Raw genomic sequence first — 26735 nt, forward strand, 5'->3', positions numbered from 1 at the left:
ACTGGCGACGCCGCCATCAGGCCCGGGCCCGGGCCTGCCACTACCAGCGGCAGGCCGCCCACCAACCATGAAGATCACGATCTACGGCTGGAGTACTAGGCCCGTACCGCCTTCTGGGCGTGCTCGGCGAAGGCGGCATGGGCAAGGTCTACTTCGGCCAGGACAACACAGGCCGGACAGCTGCCGTAAAGGTGCTTCGACCCGAACTGGCACACAATCAGCATCTTGCCCAGCGCTTCGTGCGCGAGGCGCAGATGGCCCAGGCGGTGACCAGCAAGGGCGTGGCCCGGGTCCTGGGGTCGCAGATGGAGGGCGGGCGCCCGTGGATCGCCACCGAGTTCCTGGCGGGCCCGACGCTGGACGAGGCGATCCGCTCGTATGGGCCCATGGACGACGCGACCGTACGGGCTCTCGCCTCGGCCCTCGCCCGCACACTCGACGACATCCACGCGGCAGGTCTTGTGCATCGCGACCTCAAGCCGCCGAACATCGTCCTGACGTCCGCCGGACCTCGCATCATCGACTTCGGCATCGCCCGCCCCGAGCACGGGTTGACGCTCACCACCACGGGCCAGGTCCCGGTCACTCCCGGCTACGGCGCACCAGAACAGATCCTCGGGCAGCGGGTCGGCCCGCCCGCCGACGTCTTCTCCCTCGGAGCCGTACTCGCGTTCGCGTCGAGCGGACGCCGTACTTTCGACGCCGACCATGTTACCGCCGTGCAGTACGAGGTGGTGCACGGCGAGCCGGACCTGACTCAGGTGCCACCGGCGCTCCATCCGCTGATCGGCCCATGTCTCGCCAAGGACGCGGCACTGCGACCCGCACCCGGTCAGATCGCCTCGGCCTTCGCACCGCCGCGTGGCGCGGAACGCGCCTGGCGGCAGGGCAGGTTGGCCGACGACATCAAGACCCGCGAGAAAGAAGTCCAGCAGCTCACCACCCAGCCCGGATCGGACACTTCGGGCACCGTCTCCCGCCGTCGGCTTCTGACCACGCTCGCGGCAGGGGGGACCCTACTGGCGGCCGGCGGAGGCGGGAGCTTGTGGTGGCTGCGGCGCGGCGACGAGAGTTCGGGCTCCGGTACGGAGAGCAAAGCAGCAACCGGCCCCTTCGACATCCCGCCTGCTGTGGAGACCCCAAAGGCCCGCATCCGGGACCAGAGCCAGGCCGAGGTCATCAGCGCCGAGGAACTGAACGCCGGGAAATTGAAGGTCAAGCCCCTGTGGGGCCCCCTGGCCGTGAACGCCAGCGACTCGCCGCCACCCAAGGTTGTGCGCGACGTCATCGTCTTCGGTGCGCGTAACGGCGGCCTGACGGCCCACAGCGTCGTCGACGGGAAGATGCGCTGGAGCGCTCCGGAGGTTGACACTGCCGGCGGGTACATTTCCCTGTCCGACCGGCTGATTGCTGCCGTCGGCCTGGGAGGCAAGCTGGTGACCTTCGTCGCCTCCACCGGCGAACGCAAGTGGACGGCCCCCGCCGCGGCCCGATGCGTCCTCGCGGCCGACGAGGACTCGGTCTACGTGGTCACGACGGACGGCCAAGTGCGGGCCATCGGGCGCTCCGACGCCAAGGTGCGCTGGACGGTCGACAGCCCGGCTGACGTCCTCAAGAAAGCAGGACCCAGTGCGGTCGCCGCCCAGGGGCGTCTGATCTTCGGCGCCAAGGGCGGAGTCGTTGTGGCACTCGACGCGAGCAATGGCAGCAAGGCATGGACATTCCCTTCTGGGGCTGAAACCGTCCACACCCCTGCCGTGCACGGAAGCACCGTCTTCCTCGGCGGCAAGAACCTGACCGCACGCCGCATCTCCAACGGCGATGAAATCTGGACGAACAAGCCTTACGAGGACTACGCGGGCGAACTTCTGCCCTGGTCCACGCCGAAGGTCAACGGTGACTGGGTGTACGCCATGCGCGGCAGATGGGCCCAACGCGTCAAGCTGACGAACGGAAACACCCCCTGGGACGCCACGACGACGGCAAGGGGTGACTTCACGAGCCCTGTCCTGGTGCAGGGCAGCTTCGCCTGGATCGTGCGCTACCCCTGGGTGGAGGGGATGGAACTGAATCAAGGGCAGTCCCTCGCGGTCTACGACCTCGAGGAGATTTCCCCGGCCATGGGCCTGACCGCCGACGGCAACCGCGTCTTCCTGATGACCGAGAAGTCACTCACGGCACTGCCGGTGTTCTGAACCCACCCCCTGGTCCGCCACCTCGGTCAGGCCCCGGAGCGGCGTCGGTCAGGCTAGCGGCCTACGGTCTCTATCACCGCGCCGGAATCGTCCTTTTCCGTCCCGCTGCCCACATCCATGCCGACCACCACCCATGCCCGGGCCACGGGGTGCGAGCCGGACAAGGCCGGACCACACCCGGACCGCTCCGTGCTGACGCCGTCGGCGTTCAGGGTGGGTGCGCTTGGACACGCTGAGTGACGCGAACAAGAAATCACCCAACCCGCGACCACCATCGCCACTTCGCGATCCTGCTGCCCTCGCCCCGCAGAGGCACGCGCCTCGCCCGACGTCTGACGTCGCCGCCCTGCATGGCCGCACATCGGCAGCAACTTCCGCCTCACGTTTACTCTTCGCCGATCGCTAGGAGATCCAACCGGATCCCGCATCCTCCAGATCGGTCTGGGCGGTAATCGATGTCATCGCCCCTGTTTTGCCGGATCGTGGTTTCCACGACCCGGTGCGGCGCTACCTGATAGGGCGCGACGTCAAGAAATTAAGAACCCGGGCAGAGGACCTTTCCCCACCCACCCCCAGCCCCCGTCACTCACACGGGTGATCCGCCCCAACCTGGCTGGCGCATATGCCACTTCACGGTGCAGGCTCAGGCTCGACAACCCCATACATGCAACGGCCCCCGGCCGGGACTGGCATCCCGATCGAGGGCCTGACCACCAAGGAAGTTAGGCTTCCCGATGGCTGACCGGCAGCTTAACGCGCCCCCGCGCGCGCCACATCCCGTTCCCACGTCCGGCATCCGGCACATCAACCACCGCCACCCGGACCGCTTCACCGTGGTCGGAAATCACCTCACCCAGCACCGCGAACTCTCCCTCACGGCCATCGGCCTGGCCGCGCACATCCAGTCGCTGCCCACAGGAGCGAAGGTCTCCATCAAGGCGCTCGCTGAACGCTTCCCGGAGGGCGAGGTCCGCATCGCCACCGCCCTGCGCGAGTTGGAAGCCCACGGCTACCTCGCCCGGACGCGTGAGCGGCTGCCGTCGGGCCGAGTGGTGACCCGTACGGTCTCGTACAACAACCCCACGGCTGGGAGCACGAACTCAACCCCGCCACCAACAGCACGCCCGCAACCTGCTTCCTCCGCTGTCGTCCTGCCACTACCCGCCCCGGCAACTCCGGCCGCCTTCGGCCTCCTCGCGTCCCTACGACGCAACGACCCCCGCCTCCTGCTCGCCGAGCGGGACGTACGCCGCCTCGCCCCGGCTCTCGACGCCTGGCTGGAGCGCGGCATCGACCCGGAGGCCGTACGCCGTACCCTGACGGCGGCGCTCCCCGCAGGCCCGATCCACCACCCGGCAGCGTTACTCTCCCACCGCCTGACAGCGATGCTTCCACCACCGCTCCCGGCCAACCCGGAACAGGCCCGCCCGGACCCGCTCCAGAACTGCGACCGCTGCGACCGGGCCTTCCGCGCGCCGGAACCAGGACGGTGCAGGAACTGCAGTCCGCCTGCACCGCCGGCGCCTTGAGCTGCCTCAGGCCAAAGGCTTGGGCACCCCATTCACCAGCTTGGTGTCGTTCTGGCAGCCCAGATCGGCGGCGACCTTGCGCGCGGCGGCGTTGGCCACCGTCACCTGATTCGCCCTGATGTTCTTCTCCGGGGCCTGGTTCCCGCCAGACCCTTGAAGCTCCGCAGTGATGACGATCTCGTGAGCGGGCGCCTTCATGCGGCACTTGAAGGAGACCAACGCACGAGTGTCGGACGACGACGCCGCCTCACCGGTGGAGAAGTAGGTGACGGACTTCTCCAGGCGGGCATCCCGCTCCGGAACTTCCAAGGCCTCGCGGAACTCGATACGGAGGCCGCCTGCCTCCCCACCCTTGGCCGGGAGCAACCAGCAGAAGGGGATGCCCTGCGGGCGCGCTTTCCCGCTCTGTTCCGTACGGGAAGCCTCGCGGAGGGTATCGAGCACCTTGTCCGACTCGGAAAGGTCACTGGTGAAATTCCCGCCACCCGCGACCGCCTTGAGCGCGGCGGAGGCCGGGGCATCCTTCGCGAAGGCCCCACACACTGTGTCGGCCGGATCACCCTGAACCTTCCTACCCCCGCCGCTGCCGTTGTCGGAGGAACAGCCCGCCGTAACCGCCACGGCGACGACGGGCACCAGGAGCACTCTCAGCATGTATCGCATGTTCACGGCTTCTCGTACGGGTCGGGGAGAGAATTGTCCTTCGCATTGTTGCGCGCGTTCCTGACGTTTTCTACCAATTGCTCATCGAGGTAGTTGGCGTCCTTGTCGCTCCAACCCGGAGCACCTGCGTATGCCTTGCCGGGCAACAGGGAATTCTCCTTGCCCATGCGCAGTGCCTCGTCCGAGAGTTCGTCCGACTTCTGCTTGAGGAGATCGTCCTTCTCGTACTTCTCGCCGATGTCGTCGGCTTCCATGCCGAGGAATGTCACGACGGCACCGCCCACGGTTTCCGTGGCCAGCGGAACGAGCGCTCCGCCCGCTCCTCCGGTCAGCGCCGCGACGCCACCCGCAGCGACTGCGCCCACACCGAACTTGACCCACTCCGTGTTCCTGCCGACCGCCTTCTTGTACTCATCGGAGTCCTTCTCGTAATCCTTGTCGATCTGCTCCATACGCGTCGTGTCCATGATGCCCTGCGCCTCACTACCGATCCGCAGGGTGGTCCTGGCATCTGTGAGGTTCCGGTCGTCCGAGAGGTCCGAACCAGGCTTGGGGCCGACATCGTCCAGGACGCTCGTCGTGTACAACATCTGGGCCTGGGACAAGGTGGCGTGGCCAGTCTCGCTCTGCGCCACGATGCCCATGAAGTTGACCGCGTCGCCTCGCTTCCAGAGCAGTTCGGTGTCGAACTTGTCACCGAATCGCGAGTGGCCGACCTTGTCGTTGTTCCCGAAGGGGGAGTTCCGCTTCTCCTCCATGATCTCGTCGCTGTCCTGCTCCAGCGACCGGTCCAACTCGTCGATGTACGCCGCGCCCATCTTGCCGAGGCTGTCATCGATGCCCGGCTGCTCATGCATGTGCTTCGGGTCGCTGCTGTAGTACTCCACGACCTTCTGCATGACCTCGGCGTTCTCAGCCGTACGGACGTCCTTGAGGCCCTCGGGCGTGGCGTCGTACGGGTGGCCCGTCGTCGCGGACTCCAGCGCATGGCCCAGGGAGTCGTACCCCGGCTCCTTGCTCATATGGCCCTTGTCATTGAGCTCTTCGGGCCAGTCCCGGTCCTTGGAGAAGTAGTCGAACGCGTTGAGCTTCTTGTCGTCCTTGCTGTTCTCCGGCGTGAGGTCGATGTCGCTGTTGAAGAAGTCGGTCGACGCCTTCGGGTTGTGGCCGAGCGCCTCCATGAACCCGGACATCGGGTCCTGGCCCGCGCCGCCGCCGATCCAGTTGAGGTGGCTCTGCGGCGTTTGGTACCAGGCCCGGCCCGGCGGATGGGAGCCGCCGTGCGTGATCTTGTCCTCCATCACGGCGAGCGAGTTCCCGTAGTTGCGCAGGAACTTGTCGTCGTAGTCCCCGACGCGCATCAGGTTGCTCATGACCTGGAAGCCGTACGGATGCGTGCCGCGCGTCTGGATCGGCTCACCGCCGGCCTTGATCATGTCGGCCTTCCACTGCTCCATCTCGGGGCTGGTGGAGTGCGTGGCGGTAGCCAGGGTCATGCTCCAATTCTTCTGGAGCTCAGCCAGCTTGTCACGGTGGTCGATGCCGAGGCGGTTTCCGTCGCTCGCGTCGCCCATGTCCGCCCAGTACTCAAGGTTGCCCTTCGCCCCCACCTCGACGGCAAACCGCTCGGCGAAGTACGGGTCGTCCTTGTTGTCCTTGAAGTACTTATTGAGCTTGTCGATCTCCTCTGGCGTGGCGTCGTCGCCCTTCTTGACGAGCTTCGCCGCCTCCTTGGCGTCCTCGGCGTCCTGCGCCTTCGAGGCTTCCTTGAGGTTGTCGTACTCGGTGCCGGAGAAGTTGTTCTCGTCCGTACCAACGATCGTGCGCAGAGCCCGAGATGCCACATCATCGGCGTCATTCGCCTTGTCGACGGCGGCCTTGATGGCAGACCTCATCGCATCGAAGTCGGCCTGCTTGGGCTCGGGCCCGTCGTAGTTCTTGCTCCTGCGATCGGGGTGAATCAGATAGCCGACGACGCCGTGGGGATCGATACGGATTCCCTTGCCCGGTGCTTCTTCGACCAGCCTCTCGAGGTCTTCCTTTGCCGACTTGAACTCGGCCTGCGCGTCCCGAAGGATGTTCCGGATGCTGTCCGCCACCTTGGCGGCGTCTGCGAACTCCTTGGCGGTCTTCTTCACGAAAGGGCGAGTAACGCCAGCGTTCTCGCCCTCCCAGTCGGCCCTGTCCGCCTTCGCCTGAAGCCCGTTCTCGGCCTTCTCCTGCAGCTTTACGAGCTTGTCGTACGTATCCCCCCAGTCCGTGACTGCCTCTTTGAGGCTTCCGAGCCGGACGTGGAGAACCTGATCGAACCTCGGCATCTGCGCGCCCCTCAGCTGAAGTGCTCGGAAATCTTGGACATGGTGAAGTTGGTGACGAGCACTTCCTCGTGATTGGTGTGGCTGATCACCGTGTCTTCGAGGTGATTGTGGATGTGCGCGCATGCGCTCAGCAGCGTCTCGGATTGCGTACGCCACTTGTCCCAGGCAGTCCACATGCCCGAGCCCGTCGCGAAGCCGTCCTGATCAAGGCTCGTGGAGGCAGTTCCGGTCTGAGCCCCCGCGTGGAAGGCGGCGGTATCGAGGCCGTGGTAGAGCTCCTGGGCTTCGTTGCCGATGGCCTGCAGGTCCTTGGACGTGACCTTGTAATCCGAGGCTCCACCGCTGCTCCCGCCCCCGCCCTCCGCAGGCAACTGGTTGAGTCGCATGCTGGTCGCACCGGAGCGTGCGCTGGCCCATTCCTCGTCGAACGACATCGTTCTTCCCCGTTACTGAGTGTCCGTGGTTACCGGGCTGAAGGCTGGTGGATACGGGATCATGCTGAGCACGAATTCAATGCTGACAGCGTCTTGGGCGGGCACCGCCTCAGGACGGCCTGACACCGACCACGGGCCAGATGCAGAGACTGTGGCCGACAGAGAGTCATCGGCGCTCCGGATGGGAAGGGCTCAGCAGTTCTGTGAGCGGCCCATGGCCCGCCCTCGCTTTGCAGCAAGGCTTCCTCCCCGTGTACCACAGCTTCAACAGCTTCAAGGCCACTGTAGCGAGCGGGCGAGTTGCTACGCACTTCCGGATTGCATACGCAATGGGGGCCGCATCGCCACGAGTTGGACATCACGCACCCGTCTGAGACCTGATTGTGAGGCAGTTACCAAGCCGCCCTTGCTACGGGGCGTATGGCCGAGGTCGCCGCTGAGCGGGCAAGGGTTCCGCGATGCGAATGTGCGGTGCATCCAGGGAGGTTGGGGTATCAAGTCGGCTAGAGGACGAAGCAAGAGGGGCAAAGTCGCCGACAGGCCAGGCGCGTTCAGCACACGCAACCTCAAGGCGACCCAGACCAAGGACTACGTGCATGGTCCCGACCGCGAGGTCGGGACCATGCGTTCCATGACCGCAGGCCACCGTCCCGTCAGGCGGTGCGGCGACGGGAGCGGATGGCGGGGACAGCGACAGCGGCACCGATGAGGGCGGCAGCGCCGACGCCGAGGGCGATCCAGAGGACGGTGTTGCTGTCGTCGCTGTTGGCTGCGGGCGCGGCGGTGTCGGACTGCTTCTTGTCGGACTCGGCCCCGCCTGCGGCAGCCTTGGAGGGCTGCGACGAAGGCGACTGGGGTGCGGCGGCCGCGAGGTCCGGCAGCGGGTACTCGTCGGCGGGACCCGGGTCCCCCGGGGTCTTCAGTGCGATTCGGGGGCGCAATGCTCCGTAGCCGATGAAATCGTTGCGCTTCGCCCCGTCCGTGGGGCCGCCGGCCGTGTTCAACATCACCCGCAGAACCTGGTTGTTGGTCCACTCCGGGTGCTGCGACCAGATGAGTGCCGCGGAGGCAGAGGCGAGAGCGGTCGCATCACTTGTGCCGGTGCTCTTGCAGAGACGCGTCTCGCTCGTGCAGGGCGCGACGATGTCCTGGCCCGGCCCCACAAGGTCAACCAGCGGACCGTGCTGAGACACGTCAATCTTCTTGGCGTCCTTGCCGGTCGCTCCGATGCCCACGACGCCTGGCGTGGCAGCAGGAAATTCGATGTCAGTGTCACCCTGGTTGCCGACCGCGGCAAAGATGAGGGCCCCCTTGTCTAGGGCGTACTTCACAGCACTCGTCAACTCGGGCGATCCGTGGATGACGCCTTGGGAGATGTTGATGACCTTGGCGCCATGGTCAGCCGCGAAGCGGATGGTTTCACTTATGGGCTTTTGGAAGTCGTCGGCCTGGTCCTGCCGACTCCCCGAGAGGTCCGTATCCGTGAAGCGGATGGGGAGGATTTTGGCTCCCGGAGCCAACCCGAAGGCTCCCTGACCGCCGTCCCTCTTCCCAGTGCCGGCGATGATGCCGGCCATGGAAGTTCCGTGGCCATCTGGGTCGGTCCGCTCGTTGCCCGACTGCTCGGATGTGTAGTCCTTACCCTTGAGGATCTGGCCTTGCAGGTCTGGGTGCGTTGCATCAACACCAGTGTCAATGACGGCCACCGTGACGCCCTTGCCCGTGCTGACCTTCCACATCTCCTCAGCGTGCATGGCATCCAGATGCCATTGCGTGGAGCGCGTCGAATCCGCCTGCGCGGGTGCGGCGGCAGAGCCCACCAGCAGTAGGCCCAGCGACGTCGCAACAACAGCCCTGCGCCGACGCGATCGATTTCTGCTGGTAGACATCTGCTTCCTTTGACCTATTTCGTGGGGGAGTCAGTCGATAACCGGCGGGACTACGCGGCGGCTGCCCTGCTGCCAGGTCTCTTCGTCTTCCGAGAGATAGTCCGGGCGCCGACCGTTTCGATCATCACGGTGCGAGTTACTGCCAGTCGACCCCGGATGGACCGCTCCGGGCCGGCCCGCCTGTCCGGGATGCGCGCTATCGGTCGAGGTCGGGTTCGCACCTCGGACCAGGCCGGAGCCTCCGGGCGTGAAAGGTCGGGCGCTGTTCTGCCCGGGCTGCTGAGGTCGGCCGCCGACCACGCCGCCCACCTCGGACGCCAAGCGACGCCCGCCGGAGATGCCGTTTTGGCCAGCACCGCCCATGGGTCCGCCGCCGTGCAATCCGGGCATCCCGCGGCCCATCGGCCCGCGGGTATTGGCCGTCCCTTCATGGCCGATCACCGTGCCGCGGGGAATCCCACCAGTGGGACGGCCCGTGTTCGGCGCCACAGGTCGGCCACCGAGGATGCCGTTCTCACGCGGGAACCTCGAGGCGAGGCCTCCCTGCCCGGGAGGCACAATGCCGCGAGCACTGGGAAGAGTCTTTCCTCCGGGCCCGCCACCACCAGGCACACCGGTCTTGCCGCCGCCGAAAGTAGGCGGGATCACTCCCGGCAGTACGGGGCCCGGCGCATCAGGCCTTCCCGCAGGGGGGACAGTGGGAGTCACCGGAGGAAGTTGGGTCTGCGGTGGCAGCGTGTCCACGCTGTCGATCCCCAGGTGGGTGGGCCGCTCCGGCTGGATCTGCGCATGCCTTTCCGCAGGCGTTACTTGCTGAGAAGGATCCGAAGACGTTGAATGCGGACCGCCATCCGAAGAGGACGTACGGACGATCTGGTCACGGCTCCGCCCTTGAGAGCTCACCGACGCCGAGCTCTTGGCAGGAGCCTCAGGCACAAAACGATCCGGCGGTGCCGGAAACGTCGGCACCGGCAGCGCATTCATCTGGCTGGCGCTCTCCGTGTACGACCCAGCCAAGTTCCTCATATTCTGGATAGCGTCCCGGTGAGCCTGTCTCCTCGCGTCGCTCGCCACCGCCAAGGCTTCAGGAGAAACCTTCCCGTTCTCGTCCGGTGGCGGCTGGAACTTGTTGATAGTCGCCCGCGCGCTCGACCCAATCGGCCCCGAATCGGGGTCGTTGTGGAACTTCCGTGCGGCATCGGCAGTGGCCTTCGCGGTGCCCAGGCTCTCAGGCATGGCGCTGTGGGCATGGGCGATGGCCGTCGAGGCGAGCGAAAGCCAATGGGCCGAATCGTAACTATACTTCGCCAGTCGCCTAGTGGAATTGGCCGTGTCCCCGCCCCAGTTGGTGAAGGAAGTTCCTGCCTCCCCCTGCCAATGCACATCCTCCATATGCTTGGTGAGGTCCCCAGCAAGCTTTTCGAGCGCTGCCGAGGCCTCCCTGAGCCTGTCGGAAATGCCCTGGACCGTCCCGCTACTCGAAGGCGTCAACCACGCCCAGAGTTCGTCATGGGACATGCTCTCAAAGTCGGTCTTCACGCCACCGCTGTTGCCCTTGGCACCGCTACCCACGTGCCATCACCCCTCTCCCCCGTTGCACTCCGTCGGCAGCATCAGTACCCGCCGCCCGCCTCGTCCTTGGTGTGGTCCTGCGCCCACCGGGTGGTGTCCCGGTTCAGCGCACGCATGCGCCTCTTGACGTCGTCGTCCATCTCCTCGTAACCGGACTGAGAAGCCTGGACCGCGATGCTCAGACCGTCAACAGAGTCCGAGAGCATCTTAGAAAGCTGCTTCAGCTGGGTCACTACGCTCTCGTACGCGCCGAAGAGCTCCTGCGCCTCGATGAACGCGCCCTGACCCCCGCCCAGTTCCTCACGCACCATCTTCTCGTCGGCCAGCTGCTTCGGCGAAGCCTGAGACCCCAGCAGCTTGGTCAGGATGTCGTCCGCCTTCTTGCGGAACGTCGTCAGCGTCTCCGCCTCGACCAACATGGCCTGCTGTGGGTTGACCCTCCACAGCGTTTCCATCTCGCTTGGTGGTTTCGGTACCGGCGGGCCGTACACCGGTCGCCCCGTCCCGTCGTCCTGTGCCACGAACGCCTCCCCGTTTACACACGTCTACAGGGATCACTGTACCGAGCCTCAGTGACAGTGCGCACCCTTGGATTGCAGGTGCAATGCGCTTCACACGGTCACGAGTTGGGAACAGCCACGGCCGCCTGAGGCCTGATCGGGAGCCTGTTGACCGGCCTCCCCGTTGCCGCGCGTACCGCCGAAGCCACCGCCGCCGGGGAAGTCACCACCGGGGCCGCGCTCGCCGGCTTCGCCCCGAACGGGGCCACCACGTAGCGGCAGGCCGGATACAGGTCCGGCTCGCCTTCGGTGGAGACTGGATCGACGGCTTCGGTGTCTGAGATTCTGCTTCCCGACCCATGTTGATCTTCCCAACATTGACCCTTCTACCCAGCCCCATGGCTGCACGTCATTCGGTGCAGCCCTGCGCTTGAAGTGCCTCTGGAAGATAGGACTTCAGGAAGTCGGACAGCATCCGACGGCGCTCCTGCGTGTCGTCGGGCACTTCCCCCTTCAGCTCCACCTCCACAGCGAGCTTCCGTCTTACCCCTTTGTACGTGCACGCGCCGACTGACATCGCTCCCCGGTCCGCGATCCGCGCATCGTCCCCGATATCGGCCTTCGCGGGGTTACCGAGGCGCGCCAGGCCCTGGCTGTTGGCCTGGATGGGATCCGTGTCCGCAGGGACCACGTCACCTCGCAGATCCACCGCCAACCGATTGTCCACGAGCAGTCGACAGCGTGGGCTCTCGGAACCTTGGTCGGTGTCCTTCACCTGCAGCTTGTCGCCCTTCGGCAGCAGCGGAGCAAGCAGACCGGCATCCACCGAGACCCCACAGGCCTTGTTCGGGACCGCGTAGTCCCGGGACTCTCCGCAGCCCGCCAGGGCTGCCAGCAGGGTGGCGCCGACAAGCAAAGCACCGCCCTTGGGCACGGCACCGAGCCCCGTCACTGGTCACCAGCCAGGCCTTGGGCTCGGTCATTTCCGTTGAACGCGGCGGTGTTGATTTCGTTCGTCAGCGTGTAACGGTTGTTCGCGTTGTTGGGGTTGGCCTTGGCCCATTGGTCGGCGAGAGCCTGCAGCTGGTGCTCTCGCGCGGTGAAGGTACTGCCGTTCTGCCGCGCGATCTCGTCGTTGATGCGCGCCTGCTCATCCAGCTGCCACTGGTAGGCCAGGGCATCGACACCGCGCTGAGCGGCGTCACCAACGACGGGAATGAAGTTCACCGCGCCGCCGAAGCCATGGTAGAGCCACTTCGCGTTCCAGCTGGGGTCAGCTTTGTCCGTCTTCAAGGCCTGGTAGCGGGCCTCCTCCAGGAACCCGACGGTCTGGCCGGCCCGCTGCAGTGTCTCCTTCGGGTCACTGGTGTGGTCGCCGTGGATGTCCCGCAACATCTCTTGATTGAGGCCCTCGTTCAGAATGCCGTACGCATCCTGGCTGCGGGAAATCTGCTTGGAGACCTCCATCAGCTGATGGCGGTCAAGCAGCTTGGGGTCGTTCGGGTCATCGGCCAGTGCACTGGCAGTGTGGTGCACCTCGTCGCCGTGGTTGACCAGGACGGTGGCCATGTCGTCGCGCATCTCGGAGGGAAAGTCGTTCCCTGCTTCGGAGATGTACTTCAGCGAGCGCTCGAGCACCTCGCGGTGCTCGGGGCTGTGCGCGACGGGGCGGGCGTTCAGATCATTGGGGCTGACGCCGGTGGCGGCGGCGACCAGCGCCTTTCCAGTTGCTTCCCGGGACTGATTGGAATCCTTGTCGTTCAGCGGTGTGTCGTCAAAGACTTCCCGGTCCTTGAGCACGTACTGCGCGTTGTCCTGGGGCTGAGTTGCGTTGAAGAACTCGGTGGACGCGTCAGGGCTGTTGGATAGGGCCGTCATGAAGCCCGTCATCGGATCGCGGCCGAAGTCCTCGCCCATGAAGTTCATTTTCGGCATCGGCGGTCCGCCCATGCCCTGCCAGTAGTTCCGCGGGAGCTTCATCTTTTTCTCGGTGTCGACCAGGGCATTGCCATAGTCGTTAAGGAACTTGTCGTCATAGTTCCCGACCCGCATGAAGTTACTCATCAGCTGGAAGCCATAGACGTTGGCTCCTCGCGTCTTGATCTGCTCATGGCCGAGATTGACCATATCCCGCTCCCAAGCGTGCATTGCGGAACTGTCGGACTGCGTCGCACCAGCAATCGTGAGACTGACGTTCTTCTGGAAGTCGCCGAGTTGATCGTGGCGGGCGCGCTGCAGATCCCCTCCGTCCGACGGGTCGGAGAGGTCGGCCCAGAAGTCCAGCATGCCGCGCGCGCCGAGCGTCGTGGCGAACTTCTCCTGGAAGAGGCGATCGTTCTTGTACGCCGCCAACTGCCGGTTCAGCTCATCAAATTCCTCGGGAGACATATCGTCCCCCTTTTTCTTGATGAGCTCCGCGTAATGCTCGGCATCCTTGATTGCCTTGGCCGCGGTGTCACGATCCTTGTAGGAGGCATCAGAGAAGCCATATGGAGTCTGGTCGACAATCACGAGCAGAGCTTGCGCCGCGGTATTGTCGCTCTCGGTCGCCTTTTTCATGATCCGCTGCACTTCGTCCCGGAGGTTCTCGGCATCAGCGGGGCTGTGATCAGGGAGGGTGGTCCCCTTGGCCGCACGGTCGGGGTGGATGTTCATCGTAACCGTGAAGCCGCCATTGCCTGTACCAACGACCGTCAGATTCTTCTTCAGGCCGTGGCTAATGGCCTCGTTGAGCTTCTCCTGCCAATCAGAAAGCTCACTGTGAGTGTCGCGGAGGATGTTGCGGATAGTGGTCGCCTCAGTCACCGCATCACCAAATTCCTTGGCAGTCTTGGTGATGAAGCTCTGTGTGACAGTGGCGTTTATGCCTTTCCAATCAGCCTTCTTCGAACGCCCGTCGAGTTGATCAACCGCTTCAGACTTGAGCTGCTCAAGCTTGGTGATCATGGTCGACCAGTCAGCAACGGCAGTGCCGAGCTTGGAGAAATTTCCGAAACGGAGTGCGTCCAGATCCATTAGCGCTGCGCTCCGTCCTCGAAGCCCTTTTCCAAGTCTGCAAATGAATACTTGAACCCAGTAGCGATGTAGTACTCGTTGCCCGCGTGCGCCTTTTTCGAGTAGTCCAAGTGGTTGGATATGTGTGCGCACGCCTCCAACAACGTGTTGACCTGATCACCCCACTTGTCAGTTACGGTCGACAGAGCGGCGCCGAGCGCGAAGTCCGGCTTCAAGGAGGCGGCGGCTTCGCTACTGCTCCCTTTGGCATGATCACCGTCCATGTCCAACCGCTGGTAGAGTTTGAACGCCTCGTCGCCAATAGCAGCCAAGTCCCCTTGGTCGACCCTCAGGTCGCCTTCCGGGGTAGGGCCACCTCCTGGATCCACCTGATTGAGACGCATAGAGACGCTCGCTGGCGCGTCGGCTCGTGCACTGGCCCATTCCTCGTCGAACGACATCGATCCCCCGTTTCTGAGTGCCGGTGACTACCGGACTGAAGGCTGACGGTGACGCGTGATCTCCCTGAGCATGAAATTCAAGGCTGACCGGGTCCGGGCGGACCCGGGTACGGCGGGTTCTGGCTCGGGCTGGCCGGCGGCGGGCCGTAGGCCGGGTACTGCAGCTGCTGTTGATTAGCGTTGGGCGGGAAGGGCGGAGCCGACGGGACAGCCGTGCTGCGCCGGCGGGAGCGAATGACGGGGATGGCGACTGCCGCGCCAATGAGGACAGCCGCGCCGATGCCGAGTGCGATGAAGAGGCCGGTGTTGCTGTCGTCCTTGGACGCGGACGCCGGGGCACCGGGCTGGCTCTTGTCGGTCCCGGTGCCGCCCTTGGCCTTGGAGGCGTCCGGGGAAGGTGACTTGGGGGCAGCGGCCGCGAGGTCCGGAAGGGGGTACTCGTCGGCGGGGCCGGGGTCGCCGGGGGTCTTCAAGGCAACACGGGGACGGACTCCGCCGTAGCCGATGAAGTCGGTGCGCTTCGCACCGTTCGCGGCACTGCCGGCCGTGTTAAGCAGGACCCTGAGGATCTGGTTGTTCGTCCAGTCCCGATGCTTGGACCAGACCAGCGCCGCCGAGGCAGATGCTAGGGCGGTTGCGTTGCTGGTGCCGTCACCGTCGCACAGCAGGGTGGGACTGCACGCCGCGAGAGTCTTCACAGCAGGCGCCACGAAGTCGACTTGAGTGCCGGTCTGCGACTTATTCCACCAATTCAGCGTCTTATCCACCCCACCAATCCCGACCACACCGGGAGTCGCCGCAGGGTATTCCGGCGCGTTGCCCTCATCTGCTGTGTTGCCCACAGCGGCGAAGATCAGCTTGTTCTTTTCCAGCGCATACTTGACCGCTTGCGTGAGTTCATCAGATCCCGATTCACGCTGACCCATCGAAATGTTGACGATCTGGGCGGGCGAGTCAGCGGCGTACCGGATCGCCTCGCTCATCTTTTGAGCGTATTCCTTGCGAGGGTCCCCGGGGCCGAACTTCTCATCTGCGTAAGGCATTCGGATAGGGAGGATCTTGACGCCGGGCGCCAAGCCGAAGGAGCCGGTAGTCGGTCCCCGACCTCCGGTTCCCGCGATCAGTGTGGCGATCCCCGTCCCATGGTCGGCGATGTCGTTGTTCTCATCGCCGGACATATGGGAGTAGTTCTTCCCTTTCAGTACCTGTCCCTTGAGGTCAGACAACGTGTCATCGACACCGGAGTCAATGACGGCGACCGTAATCCCCTTGCCGGTGCTGGTCTTCCAGATTTCATCAGCCTTCATGGCGTCGAGATGCCACTGACGCGAACGAACGGTGTCCGCATGCGCCGGAGTGGCCGCGATGCCCACCAGCAGCAGTCCCAGCACCCCCGACATGACGGTCCGGCGGTGGCTATTTCCAATAGTGCTGGTAGGCATCTGCTTCCCTTGGCCTGTTTCTCTGCGGGGTCAGTCGATGACCGGGGGCACTACGCGTCGGCTTCCCTGCTGCCAGGTCTCTTCGTCCTCCGACAGGTAGTCCGGGCGCTCGCCGCTCTGTTCATCACGACGAGAGTTGGCACCGTGCGTGCCCGGAGGGATCGCTCCGGCGCGGCCTCCCTGTCCGGGGTGCGCGCCATCAGTGGAGGGGTTCGGGTTCGTGCCTCGCACCAGGCCTGAACCACCAGGCGTGAAGGGCCGAGCGCTATTCTTCCCGGGCTGGCCAGGTCGGCCTCCGACAACCCCACCCGTCTCGGATGCCAGGCGACGCCCACCAGAGATGCCACTCTGGCCCGCGCCTCCCATGGGACCGCCGCCATGCATACCCGGCATGCCGCCGCGGCCCATTGGTCCGCGGGCAGTGGTGTTTTCATTGCCGATCACCGTGCCACGGGGAATCCCACCAGCGGGACGGCCCGTGTTCGGTACGACGGGACGGCCACCGGCGATGCCATCACGCGGCATTCGCGAGTTGATTCCCGCCCGTCCAGGCGGCACGACACCCCTCGTACTGGGAAGCGTCCTGCCGGGCGAACTAGCACTGGGCAGGCCTGTCTTGCTGCCCCGGAACGTGGGTGGGATCATCCCGGGCAGCACGGGTCCCGAGCCTTCGGGCCGACCAACCGGTGGAACGTTGATGGTCGTTGCGGGGGGCGGCGCCGTGTGAGTCTCAGGCAGCGTCGCCACGCTGTCGATCTCCATGCCCACCGGGCGCTCCGGACGGGCGACTGACGCCGGTGACGTCTCGCCATCGCTCTGGGGCTTGCCCACAGCTACGGAGCGAGTTTCGGAGCTCTCTGATACGCCAGAGCGGGTGGTACCTGCCCCGGTACTACGGGCCGAACCCTGGAACTCCCCATAGCCATAACCGCTCTTGGAGCTCCGCCAAGAGTCACCCAGCTGCATCGCCGGGGGCGGAAAGGTCGGAGGCTGGAGCTTGTTTATCTGCTCCCCGGACTGCGTGTAGGTCTGGCTGAGCTTTGTCAGCCTCTGCACGCTGCTGATCCGAGCCGCCTGCATGGTCGAGTGTGCAAGGTCCATGTCCGATTTGGCGTCCTTCACAGCGCTCTTGCCAGCGCCCGGATCGTGAACAGCCGCGTTGTGCGTCTTCTTGGCGTCGCTGTAGTTGGACTGTGCGGTCGCTGCACTGGTCTTCAGCTCATCGAGCCCGCTGTGCGCCTCGGCAATGGCCTGGGCGACGTCGGTCATCCACTTGCCGGCCTCCTCCGCATAATCCCCCAGGAGCAAGGTGGCCTTCGCCGTCTGACCGGCCCACGCCTTGAACGCATCGGCACCCTCGCCCTCCCACTTCACGAGCGGAACGCGGATCTTGAGGTCCTCGCCGATGTCGTGGATGGCTTCCGACGCCTTGGCCAGCTTCTCGGCGAGGGTCTGCGCCGTTTCCTTGTTGGCAGGCGAGAGCAGCGCGAACAGCTGCTCCTGGGACATGGAGTCGAAGGGCGTCTTCCCTGGAGTCGGCTTCTTCCCGTTCGATTCACCCATTGTGCATCACCCCCGTAATAATTGGTCTGTTACTCATGAGACCTGGGCCTGTCCAGCAGCTTCGGCGTGAGTAGGCTGACTCTTCGGTACCCCGTGGCTCTTGTCACTCACGCCCGCGTTCGGGTCCCGATCCCTGTCGTAGTGCTCGGCGATCTCCGCGTTCAACCGACGCATGCGCTCTTTGATGTCGTCGTCGATCTTGCCGTACCCCGTCTGCGAGGCACGAATAGCCAACTGCATGCTCTCGATCTGCAGGCCAAGCACCTTGGAGAGGTTCTCAAGCTCGTCGTGGACGAGGTTGTACGACGCGTGCAGGAACTCGGCTTCCTTGAAGCCGGCGCCACCCAAGTTGCTCTGCGTCAACCGGTCCTCGGCAACCTTGTTGTGAGCGGCCGGAGACTTGTTGAGCTCCTTCAAGAGCTCGTCGACCCGATTCTTGAAGTTGTCCATCTCGCTGAGCTCGACAAGCAGATTCTGCGCGGCCGCAGCCACCGCCCCGGCAGCCCCGAAAAACGGAACCGCTCCGAACGCCCCCGCAACCGCTGCCGCCCCTGACCCGTTGTCCTCCGCCACGAACGCCTCCCCGTTTACACACGTCTACAGGGATCACAGTACCGAGCAACACTGACACCGCGCACCCCTGGATTGCAGGTGCAATGAGCGTCACACAGTTACGAGTTGGGGACGGCCACGGCGGCCTGAGGCCTTATCGGCAGCCTGTTGATCGGGCGCCCCGTTGCCGCGCGTACCGCCGATGCCACCGCCGCCGGGGAGGTCACCACCGGGGCCGCGCTCGCCGGCTTCGCTCCGAAGGGGGCCACCACGTCCCGCTCCTCGACCAGTTTCACGATGCGAATGTCCGGAGCGTCAAGAGATGTCGGGAGTGCGTAGCCCGTCAGGTCCGGGTGGCGGACCAGGCCGCGGGCCGTGCGGAGGTTTTCCGTCAGGGCCGTGCCGACGCCCTGGGTGACGCCCGCTTCGATGCGGGCGTTCAGCTGGGCCGGGTTCAGGACGCGGCCCACGTCCTGGGCCACCGCCATTTCGACCACGCGGACCGAGCCCAGTTCGATGTCGACGTCCACCACCGCGCGGATCGCGCAGAAGGCGAGGCCCACGAAAGCGTCTCCCTGGCCCGAGTCGTCGAGAGGTTCGGTCGGATGGGGGCGGCACTGGGCCGTTGCCCACAGCTCCTTGCCGTCCATCGCCTCCGTGACGGTGGTCGAGAGGACACCGTCGTACGACGTGATCTTGCCGTCGGTGATCTGGAGCAGCTCCGTGGACATGCCGAACTTGTGGGCCAGAGGCTGCAGAAGCTGGGTGCGGACCATCTTCGCGGCCCTCTCGACCGCGCCGCCCGAGACCCACGTGTGGCGGCCGTGGGCCGCCGGGCCCGCCGGGGGCTGGTCCGTGTCGACCGAGGCCACGCGGACCTCTTCGATGCCCAGCGTCTCCTGGACGATCTGGCGGGCGAGCGTGGCGAAGCCCTGGCCCGTTTCCACTGCCGCGCAGATGACGGTCGCGATTCCGTCGTGGACCTTGACCGTGGCTGTGGAGACTTCGTCGGTGCCTTCCGCGCCGAGCATGTGGACCATGCCCAGTGCGTAGCCGACGCCGCGGCGGATCGCTCCCGGTTCGCCCGCGCCCTCCGGGCCGCCCGGGAGCAGCCAGTCGTTCTCCGGTGAGTCCTTGGGAAGGTCGGGGAGCGGGAAGTCCCGTACGGCGTGCAGGAGTTCCGCGACAGGCGCGGGGCAGGTGACCGTCTGGCCGGTGGGGAGGATGTCGCCGGTGGCAAGGGCGTTGCGGAGGCGGAGTTCGGTGGGGTCGAGGCCGAGCTTCGCGGACAGTTTGTCCATCTGGGCCTCGTAGGCCGCGCACACCTGCATCGCTCCCTCGCCGCGCACATGGCCCGAGGGAGGGTTGTTCGTACGGACCGCCCAGCCCTCGATGAAGGCGTGCGGGACGACGTACGGGCCGCAGGCGAAGGCGACCGCGGCCGCGAGTGATTCGGAGGAGGCATCGGCGTACGCGCCTGCGTCCAGCAGCAGTTGGGCCTCGACCTTGATCAGGTGGCCCTCCGCGTCCGCGTGGTGGCGGTAGCGCAGCAGCGTGGGGTGGCGGTGGGCGTGGCCGAGGAAGGACTCCTCGCGGGTCGCCGTCAGCTTGACCGGGCAGCCCGTCTTCAACGCCAGCAGGCCGAGCGGGAGTTGGAAGCCGGGGTCCTCGCGGTCGCCCGTCGCGCCCGGGACGCCCGTGACGACGACCTTCACCCGGTCCGGCTCCAGGCCGAAGCACGCCGCCGCCAGATCGCGGTCCGTGTGGGGGTCGGTCGAGGCGACGTACAGCTCCACGCCGCCGTCCGGGCGTGGGACGGCCAGGCCGGCCTCGGCGCCGATCGGGGCCGGGTCCTGGCGGCCGATGCGGTAGAGGCCCTCGACGATCACCTCACCCGCCACATCGGGGTCGCCGTAGCGGAGCGGGATGTGACGGATCAGATTGCCGTCGGGGTGCAGTGGGTCGGCGGCGAAGGCCTTCTCCGGGTCGGTGACCGGTTCGAGGAGTTCGTACTCGACCGCGATCGCCGCCGCCGCGAGGCGGGCCGTGTCGGGGTGGTCGGCCGCGACCGCCGCGATCGCCTCGCCGTGGTGGCGGACCAGTTCGGAGGCGAAGACAGGACGGTCGGCGATCCGCCTGCCGTACGACGAATCACCCGGAATGTCCTCGTGGGTGACTACTGCCCGCACTCCCGGCATGTCCAGCGCCGCCGAGGTGTCGATCGAGCCGATACGGGCGTGCGGGTGCGGGGAGCGCAGGATCGCCGCCCACAGCAGGCCCTCGGCCCACAGGTCGGCGGCGTACGGAAACGTGCCCTCGGTCTTGGCGCGGGCATCGGCCGGCGGGAGGGAAGCGCCGAGGCCGAGGGCGGGCGGCTGCGGCTGAGGGCCGTCGACCGCCTGGGGCGTCGCAGTGGTGGCCGCGTCGTTGCTCACGCCATGCCTCCGTCGTGCGGGTGGAGCTGCACACTACCTGCACCGGGGGGCGCCTGGTGCGGGATGCGGGCTTCCTCACTCGCCTCCGCCGCGGCCACGGCGCTCGCTCCGCGCTCGGCGACCACTTCGCGTACGGCATCGAGGACGCCCCGGTAGCCGGAGCAGCGGCACAGGTTGCCGCACAGGGCCTGCCGCGTCTCGAGCTCGGTGGGGGCGTGGTTGCCCTCGAGGAGGTCGTGGAGGGTCATGGCCATGCCGGGGATGCAGAAACCGCACTGGACCGCGCCACAGGCCGCCAGAGCGCGCTGGACGTCGGAGGGTTCGCCGTCGGTGGCGAGGCCTTCGACCGTACGCACCTCGGAGCCCGCCGCGGTCGCCGCGGGGACCAGGCAGGAGGCGACGAGACGGCCGTCGACCTGGACGTTGCACGCGCCGCACTCGCCCTGCGAGCAGCCGTCCTTGGCGCCCGCGAGACCGAGGCGTTCGCGCAGTACGTAGAGCAGGGATTCGCCGATCCAGGCGTCGGTGACGGGGCGGTCGGTGCCGTTGACCCGCAGGACGTAGGAGGTGGGCGGGTGCTCGTCGCTGCCGGTGGAGGAGGTGGGGAGGGGTTCCTCCTCGGGGCTCTCCGCAGGAGCTTCCGCAGCGGCATCCTCAGGGGCTGCGGCGGTCTCCTCGGAGGCTCCTTCGGGCTCGGCCGGCCCCTCCGCCGCCGAAGTCTCCTCCACCGCCGCGGGCTCCTGTGCTGTCGCCCACGGCGCGGGCGCTCCGCCCGGAAGCGTCGCCGGGGCGTCGGGCGAGGGCGCCCACGGGGCTGTCGCACCGCCCGGCAGCGTCGCGGGGGCCGTATCGGCCCACTGGGACTGCAGCGCCGTCGTGGTGAACTCGCCCGACTCCTCCGGCAGGTCGCCGCCCGCCACCGGAATCGTCCACTGGCCGGTCAGCTCCGAGGCGGCCTGGACCGGCTCGGTCTCGTTGAAGGTCCACTGGCCCGTGGCGTGCGGGTCGGCGGGCCCTGTGTACCCGGAAGCCGGTTCCGGCCACCGCACCGCGGCCGGCTCCCCGTCCGCCTGATGCGCGGCCCAGGTGCCCGTCGCCGCCGGATCCGTCGCGTCGGCCGGCGTCAGTGGCGTGATCATCGGCGGTACGTAGCCATGGCCCGGCGCCTCGAGCGGCGCAGCGTCCAGCGCGCCCTCGGGCGGCAGCTGCAGGAAGGCCGTGGCCTCGGCGTCGTACTCGCCGCCGTGCGGAATCGGCTGCCAGCCGCCCTGCTCCGGCGGGAGCTCGTGCGGCAGTTCGTGCGGATTTTCCTCATTGCTCACGACAGCGCCCTCCCCAGTGCACGTCGGGCCAGCGCGGCGACCGTGCGCCGCAGATGCAGTACGGCGGGTGGCAGCGCGGGCGGCTCCTCGCCCTGCGCGGCCGGGGCCGGATCCGGGATGCACGCCGCCGCGACGTACTCGCCGAAGGCCGCCAGCGCCTCGGTCGCCAGGCCCCGCTCGCCGTCCCAGTCGATCAGCGACGCGATCCAGCGCTCCGCCTCCAGCGGCCGCAGCGGCATCGGCGCGATCGCACCCACCGCGCAGCGCACCCCGCGCCGCGCCGGGTCGAGGACGACGGCGACGGATGCCGTGGCGCGGCCGGGTCCGGTCCGGCCGGTCGCCTTCAGGAAGACCTGCGGGGCGTGCAGCAGGGGTACGCGGACGAATCCGATGAGTTCCGCGGGGGCGAGCATCTCGCGGCCGGCCAGCAGATGGGAGACGGGGATCTCGCGGCGTGCGCCGCCGGGTCCCGCGATCACCAGGTCCGCCTCGAGGGCGGCCAGTACGGGCAGGGTGTCGCCGGTGGGGGCGGCGGTGGCGATATTGCCGCCGAGCGTGCCCGCGTTACGGATCTGGGGCGGGCCCGCGGCGCGCGCGGACGCGGCCAGCGCGGGGATGAGAGCCGCGAAGTCGGGCCGTCCCATCCGGGCGTGGGTGAGTCCGGCGCCGAGCAGCGCGTGCCCGTCCATGTAGCGCCAGCCGCGGATCTCGCTGATACGGCCGAGGCCGACGAGGCCCGCGGGGCGGAGTTGGCCCTTGTTGACGGCGGCCATGAGGTCCGTACCGCCGGCGACGGGCACGGCGGCGGGCACGGCGTCGAGCGCCGCCACGGCCTCGTCGAGCGAGGCCGGCAGCGTCACCGACTGCGCCGCCTGCGGTGCGTGCGTGGTCACCCAGCTGCCCCTTCCCGGTGTCCCGGCTGTCCCGCCTGTGTTGCCGTACCGTACGTGCTCACAGCCCGGACGTGGCAACTCTGGCACATCTTCCGAGCCGACCGACGAGAGGGTCCGCGAAGGGCACATCCGTACCGGATGCACCCACTCGTGACGATGGTCCGATTTGCAACACCATCGCCGCCACGTGCGGATTGCCACTCTTCGGAGAGCCTTGTACGACTTATTCCTTACGGGCTTCCACGGTCCCAGGCTCTGCGGCGCAGGACACACAGCTTTACCCCGGGCTCACACGTTTGGGGGCGCACCCTCGATCGGGCGTCCGATCACGCCGGGTCGCTTCTGCCACGGCAACGGGCCGCCGGGCGGGCGGTAATCGACGCCGAGCGCGTCAAGGCGCGCGTAGTGGGCGGTCATTCGCCGCTCGAAGTCCGCGAAGTCGCGCTCGGCGGGCGCAGGGAGTGCGGACCAGGCGACCTCGGCGAAGGCGGCGAGCCGCGGGAAGACCTGGTAGTCGACGCGGGAACGGTCCTGCATCACCTCGGTCCAGACGTTGGCCTGGGTGCCGAGGATGTGCGCGGCGGCCTCGGGCGACAGGGACGGCGGCACGGGCTCGAAGCGGTAGACATCTTCGAGGGTGCGTACGTAGCCGATGGGCATCGGCTCGTCGGGGCCGCCGTGCTGGCGGTGGTCCAAGTACACCTGCTGCTCGGGGCACATGACGACGTCGTGTCCTGCTTCGGCCGCGGCGATGCCGCCGGCGTATCCACGCCATGAGGAGACGGCGGCGCCCGGGGCGAGGCCGCCCTCGAGGATCTCGTCCCAGCCGATGAGACGGCGGCCGCGGTCGGCGAGCCAGCTGTCGAAGTGCCTGATGAACCAGGACTGGAGTTCGTCCTCGTCGGCCAGGCCGAGTTCCTTGATACGGGCCTGGGCGGCCGGAGAGGCCTTCCACTGGTCCTTCAGGCACTCGTCGCCGCCGATGTGGATGAAGGTGGCGGGGAAGAGGCCGAGGAGCTCTTCGAAGACGCCCTCGTAGAAACGGAGGGTGTTGTCAGTGGGGGCGAGTACGTTCGGGTTGATACCCCAGTTGTCCCAGACGGAGAGGGTGGTTGTGTCGATGACGTCGGTATTGCCCAGTTCCGGATACGCGGCGATGGCGGCCTGCGAGTGGCCGGGGATGTCGATCTCGGGGACGACGGTGATATGCCGTTCGGCGGCGTACGCGACGATTTCGCGGATGTCGTCCTGCGTGTAGTAACCGCCGTGCGGCCTCTCGTCCCAGAGCGCGGAGGCGCGGTGGCCGTATTTGGTGCGTTCCCGCCAGGCACCGACTTCCGTCAGCCTCGGATGGCGCTTGATCTCGATGCGCCAGCCCTGGTCGTCGGTGAGGTGGAAGTGGAAGACGTTGAGCTTGTGGGCGGCGAGGAGGTCGAGGTGGCGCAGGACGTCGTCCTTGGGCAGGAAGTGCCGTGAGACGTCGAGCATGAGGCCGCGCCAGGGGAAGCGGGGGCTGTCCTCGATGACCTGGTGCGGGACGCCTCGCCAGGCTTCCGGGTCCGGGCACGCCCGTCGGTGCGCATCAGGACCGAGGAGTTGACGCAGCGTCTGGGCTCCCCAGAACACCCCGGTGGAGCTGCCGCCCACGATCTCGACGGCCGACGAGACCGTGAGGCGGTAGGCCTCGGGCGCCAGGGACGGATCGATCAGCAGCGTGATGGTGTGGTCGGCTCCGGCCGCACCCGGGGGCAGATCGCGGCCGAGGGCGGTGCCCACGACCGTACGGAGCCAGCGGGCGACGCTCTCCGTGCCGGGAGCCGCGGCGAGTGCGGTACCGGTACCGAAAACGAAGGGGGTGCGGTACGGACCGTCGACAGTTCGCGGCGCCGGAATCAGATCCGTGGAAGTCGGCGTAGAGGTCTCTGTGGAGGTCGATGTGGAGCTCTCTGCGGAGGTCATCGCGTCAGTCCTTCACCGCGCCGCCGAGTCCGGAGACCAGACGTCGCTGTACGAGTACGAAGAAGACGAGCACCGGCACGGTCATCACGGTAGACGCTGCCATGATCCCGCCCCAGTCGTTCTCGTCCGGCTTGAAGAAGACCAGCAGCGCCATCGGCAGCGTCGACTGCGAGGTGTCGCTGATGATGAAGGACTTGGCGAACAGGAAGTCGTTCCAGGTCGAGATGAACGAGAACACGCTCGTCGCCACCAGCCCCGGGAAAACCAGTGGGAAGAGGATCTGCCACAGGAAGCGCGTCCGGCTCGCGCCGTCGATGTACGCCGCCTCCTCCAGCGCATCGGGGACCGCCTTCACAAAGCCGCGCAGCATCCAGATCGCGAACGGCAACGAGAAGACGATATGCGGCAGGATCAGCGAGCCGAGGGTGTTCAGCTGACCGAAGTCCCGCATGAGGAAGAACAGCGGGATCGTCAGCGCCTCGATCGGCACCATCTGCGCGCCCAGGAACATGATCAGCAGGGTGGTGCGGTACTTGAAGCGGAACCGGGTGACCGCCGTCGCCGCCAGGAAGGCGATCAGTGCGGAGACAACGACGACCACCCCCGCGACGAACAGGCTGTTGAGGAAATAACGGCCGAATTCCTGCTGTTCGAAGACGCGGCGGAAAGAGTCGAGCGAAGGGGAAAGCGTCCAGGGCCGTGCCTCGGTCGACTGGATCTCGCCTGCCGGCTTGAGGGCGGAGAGCACCATCCAGTACAGCGGGAAGGCCACGACGACCGCGATGACGAGCGTGGATGCCTCGGCGGCGAGGCGCCAGGGGCGGTGGATGCGGGGCAGGCTCACAGCTCTTCTCCCTGGCGTCGCAGCAGTCGCAGATATACGAGGGTGACCACGAGCAGAATCAGCAGCATCACGACGCCGATCGCCGAGCCCAGGCTGTACTGCGAGGACGCGAAGGCTTTCTGATAGGCGTACACGTTGAGCACGAGATTCTGTCCGGCGATGCCTCCGCCGTTCGTCATCACATAAATCTGAGTGAAGACCTTGAAGTCCCAGATGATCGACTGGATGGTGACGACGACGAGAATGGGGCGGAGTATCGGGGCGGTGACGGAGCGCCAGGTCCGCCATTGCGAGGCGCCGTCGAGCGAGGCCGCCTCCAGCACCTCTCCGGGGATCGCCTTGATGCCCGCGTACACCGTCACCATCACGAACGGGAATGAGCACCACACCACTTCGAGGAGCACGAGCGCGAAGGCGCTGTACCGCCCGTACGTCCACGAGAAGTCGCCGAGGCCGAGGAGCCGGTTGACGGGTCCGTAGTCCGGGTCGAAGAGGAAGACCCAGACCGTGGAGCCGGTGATGGCCGGGGTCGCCCATGCGCCGAGCGCGGCAAGCATCAGCGCGAGGCGGGGCAGGGCCCGTACGCGTGTCAGCAGGACGGCGAGGCCGCAGCCCACGGCGAGCGTGGTGACGACGCAGGAGGCGGCGAAGACCAGGGTCGCGAGCAGGACCTGCCAGAACTGGCTGTCGGCGAGGAGGGTGCGGTAGTTGCCGAGCCCCTGGAAGGTGGTCGGTTCGCCGCCGCTGACCTGTGCCTGGGTGTACTCCAGGAAGGAGATCAGGCCGAGCTGGTAGATGGGGTAGACGAGCAGCCCGCCGAGGACGACGAGTGCGGGCGCGAGGTAGAGCCACGGCGTCCAGCCCCCGCGCCCCTGGCCGCGCCGGGGCCCGCGGTATGCGCGCGCCTTCCCGGCACCCTGCGGGCTGTGCGGGCCGCCCTTGCGCCCCGAGCCCGCGGGCACCGCGGCTACCGCGGCTACGCCGGACCGGCCGGCCGAGGTCCCGACGCGCGGGCCCGGGACGTCTCGGACGCCCGCGCTGTCGGTGGCGACCGAGGCGTCGTCAACGCCCGCCCCACCGGCAGACGCGGCCTCGCTCGAAGCGCTCACGGAGCCGCCGGTCTCGTCGACCGCCGCAGGACCACCGACTGCGCACGGGCCCGGGACGTCT

General features: G+C 66.9%; 19 protein-coding genes. 2 read left to right on the top strand and 17 right to left on the bottom strand.

All coding sequences use genetic code 11. The features are described from left to right. The first annotated feature begins 113 nt into the window (after positions 1-113). Positions 114-2195 carry a serine/threonine-protein kinase gene (locus tag AB0D12_RS31055; protein ID WP_362690287.1) on the top strand — a complete coding sequence of 694 codons (2082 nt, stop codon included), beginning with the start codon at positions 114-116 and terminating at the stop codon, positions 2193-2195. 734 nt (positions 2196-2929) lie between these two features. Then, a complete protein-coding gene (locus AB0D12_RS31060; protein WP_362690093.1) occupies positions 2930-3724 on the top strand; it encodes a helix-turn-helix domain-containing protein in 795 nt (264 codons plus the stop codon). A gap of 6 nt (positions 3725-3730) precedes the next feature. Here the strand turns inward: AB0D12_RS31060 and AB0D12_RS31065 are convergent, their stop codons facing one another. The 17 genes from AB0D12_RS31065 to AB0D12_RS31145 form a co-directional block, all read right to left on the bottom strand. Next, positions 3731-4378 (bottom strand): hypothetical protein, encoded by a 648-nt coding sequence (locus AB0D12_RS31065; protein ID WP_362690096.1) that lies wholly within the window; start codon positions 4376-4378, stop codon positions 3731-3733. An 11-nt stretch (positions 4379-4389) separates the two neighbouring features. Beyond that, positions 4390-6705 (bottom strand): DUF6571 family protein, encoded by a 2316-nt coding sequence (locus tag AB0D12_RS31070; RefSeq protein ID WP_362690099.1) that lies wholly within the window; start codon positions 6703-6705, stop codon positions 4390-4392. A gap of 11 nt (positions 6706-6716) precedes the next feature. Beyond that, the gene (locus AB0D12_RS31075) at positions 6717-7139 is read right to left on the bottom strand and encodes a hypothetical protein (RefSeq protein ID WP_362690102.1); all 423 of its coding nucleotides are present in this window, start codon (positions 7137-7139) and stop codon (positions 6717-6719) included. Between the two features lie 653 nt (positions 7140-7792). Beyond that, the gene (gene mycP / locus AB0D12_RS31080) at positions 7793-8959 is read right to left on the bottom strand and encodes a type VII secretion-associated serine protease mycosin (protein WP_362690105.1); all 1167 of its coding nucleotides are present in this window, start codon (positions 8957-8959) and stop codon (positions 7793-7795) included. A 1682-nt stretch (positions 8960-10641) separates the two neighbouring features. Next, positions 10642-11121: a hypothetical protein gene (locus AB0D12_RS31085; RefSeq protein WP_362690108.1), complete on the bottom strand. Its 480-nt coding sequence runs from the start codon at positions 11119-11121 to the stop codon at positions 10642-10644. Between the two features lie 388 nt (positions 11122-11509). Next, positions 11510-12034: a hypothetical protein gene (locus AB0D12_RS31090; protein ID WP_362690110.1), complete on the bottom strand. Its 525-nt coding sequence runs from the start codon at positions 12032-12034 to the stop codon at positions 11510-11512. Between the two features lie 14 nt (positions 12035-12048). Beyond that, complete coding sequence (locus AB0D12_RS31095; RefSeq protein ID WP_362690113.1) at positions 12049-14115, bottom strand: hypothetical protein; 2067 nt, start codon at positions 14113-14115, stop codon at positions 12049-12051. Beyond that, positions 14115-14555, bottom strand: a complete 441-nt coding sequence (locus AB0D12_RS31100) for a hypothetical protein (protein ID WP_362690116.1) — start codon at positions 14553-14555, stop codon at positions 14115-14117. Before AB0D12_RS31100 ends, AB0D12_RS31095 begins: the two co-directional genes overlap by 1 nt. Before the next feature lie 77 nt (positions 14556-14632). Further along, positions 14633-15955 (bottom strand): type VII secretion-associated serine protease mycosin, encoded by a 1323-nt coding sequence (mycP, locus tag AB0D12_RS31105; protein ID WP_362690290.1) that lies wholly within the window; start codon positions 15953-15955, stop codon positions 14633-14635. Positions 15956-16027: 72 nt separating this feature from the next. After that, the gene (locus AB0D12_RS31110; protein ID WP_362690119.1) at positions 16028-17506 is read right to left on the bottom strand and encodes a hypothetical protein; all 1479 of its coding nucleotides are present in this window, start codon (positions 17504-17506) and stop codon (positions 16028-16030) included. Positions 17507-17593: 87 nt separating this feature from the next. Continuing rightward, positions 17594-18133 (bottom strand): hypothetical protein, encoded by a 540-nt coding sequence (locus AB0D12_RS31115; protein ID WP_362690122.1) that lies wholly within the window; start codon positions 18131-18133, stop codon positions 17594-17596. Between the two features lie 98 nt (positions 18134-18231). Then, complete coding sequence (locus AB0D12_RS31120; RefSeq protein ID WP_362690125.1) at positions 18232-20547, bottom strand: xanthine dehydrogenase family protein molybdopterin-binding subunit; 2316 nt, start codon at positions 20545-20547, stop codon at positions 18232-18234. Then, a complete protein-coding gene (locus AB0D12_RS31125; protein WP_362690128.1) occupies positions 20544-21869 on the bottom strand; it encodes a 2Fe-2S iron-sulfur cluster-binding protein in 1326 nt (441 codons plus the stop codon). The genes AB0D12_RS31120 and AB0D12_RS31125 overlap by 4 nt, the downstream gene beginning before the upstream one ends. Continuing rightward, a complete protein-coding gene (locus tag AB0D12_RS31130) occupies positions 21866-22762 on the bottom strand; it encodes an FAD binding domain-containing protein (RefSeq protein ID WP_362690131.1) in 897 nt (298 codons plus the stop codon). The genes AB0D12_RS31125 and AB0D12_RS31130 overlap by 4 nt, the downstream gene beginning before the upstream one ends. 288 nt (positions 22763-23050) lie before the next feature. Beyond that, entirely contained in the window at positions 23051-24721 is a 1671-nt protein-coding gene (locus AB0D12_RS31135) for a beta-N-acetylhexosaminidase (protein ID WP_362690134.1), read from the bottom strand. A 4-nt stretch (positions 24722-24725) separates the two neighbouring features. Next, positions 24726-25601 carry a carbohydrate ABC transporter permease gene (locus AB0D12_RS31140; RefSeq protein ID WP_362690293.1) on the bottom strand — a complete coding sequence of 292 codons (876 nt, stop codon included), beginning with the start codon at positions 25599-25601 and terminating at the stop codon, positions 24726-24728. After that, complete coding sequence (locus AB0D12_RS31145) at positions 25562-26527, bottom strand: sugar ABC transporter permease (protein WP_362690296.1); 966 nt, start codon at positions 26525-26527, stop codon at positions 25562-25564. Before AB0D12_RS31145 ends, AB0D12_RS31140 begins: the two co-directional genes overlap by 40 nt. Positions 26528-26735: the final 208 nt, after the last annotated feature.

The sequence above is a fragment of the Streptomyces sp. NPDC048479 genome, assembly GCF_040651435.1.
Taxonomy (GTDB): domain Bacteria; phylum Actinomycetota; class Actinomycetes; order Streptomycetales; family Streptomycetaceae; genus Streptomyces.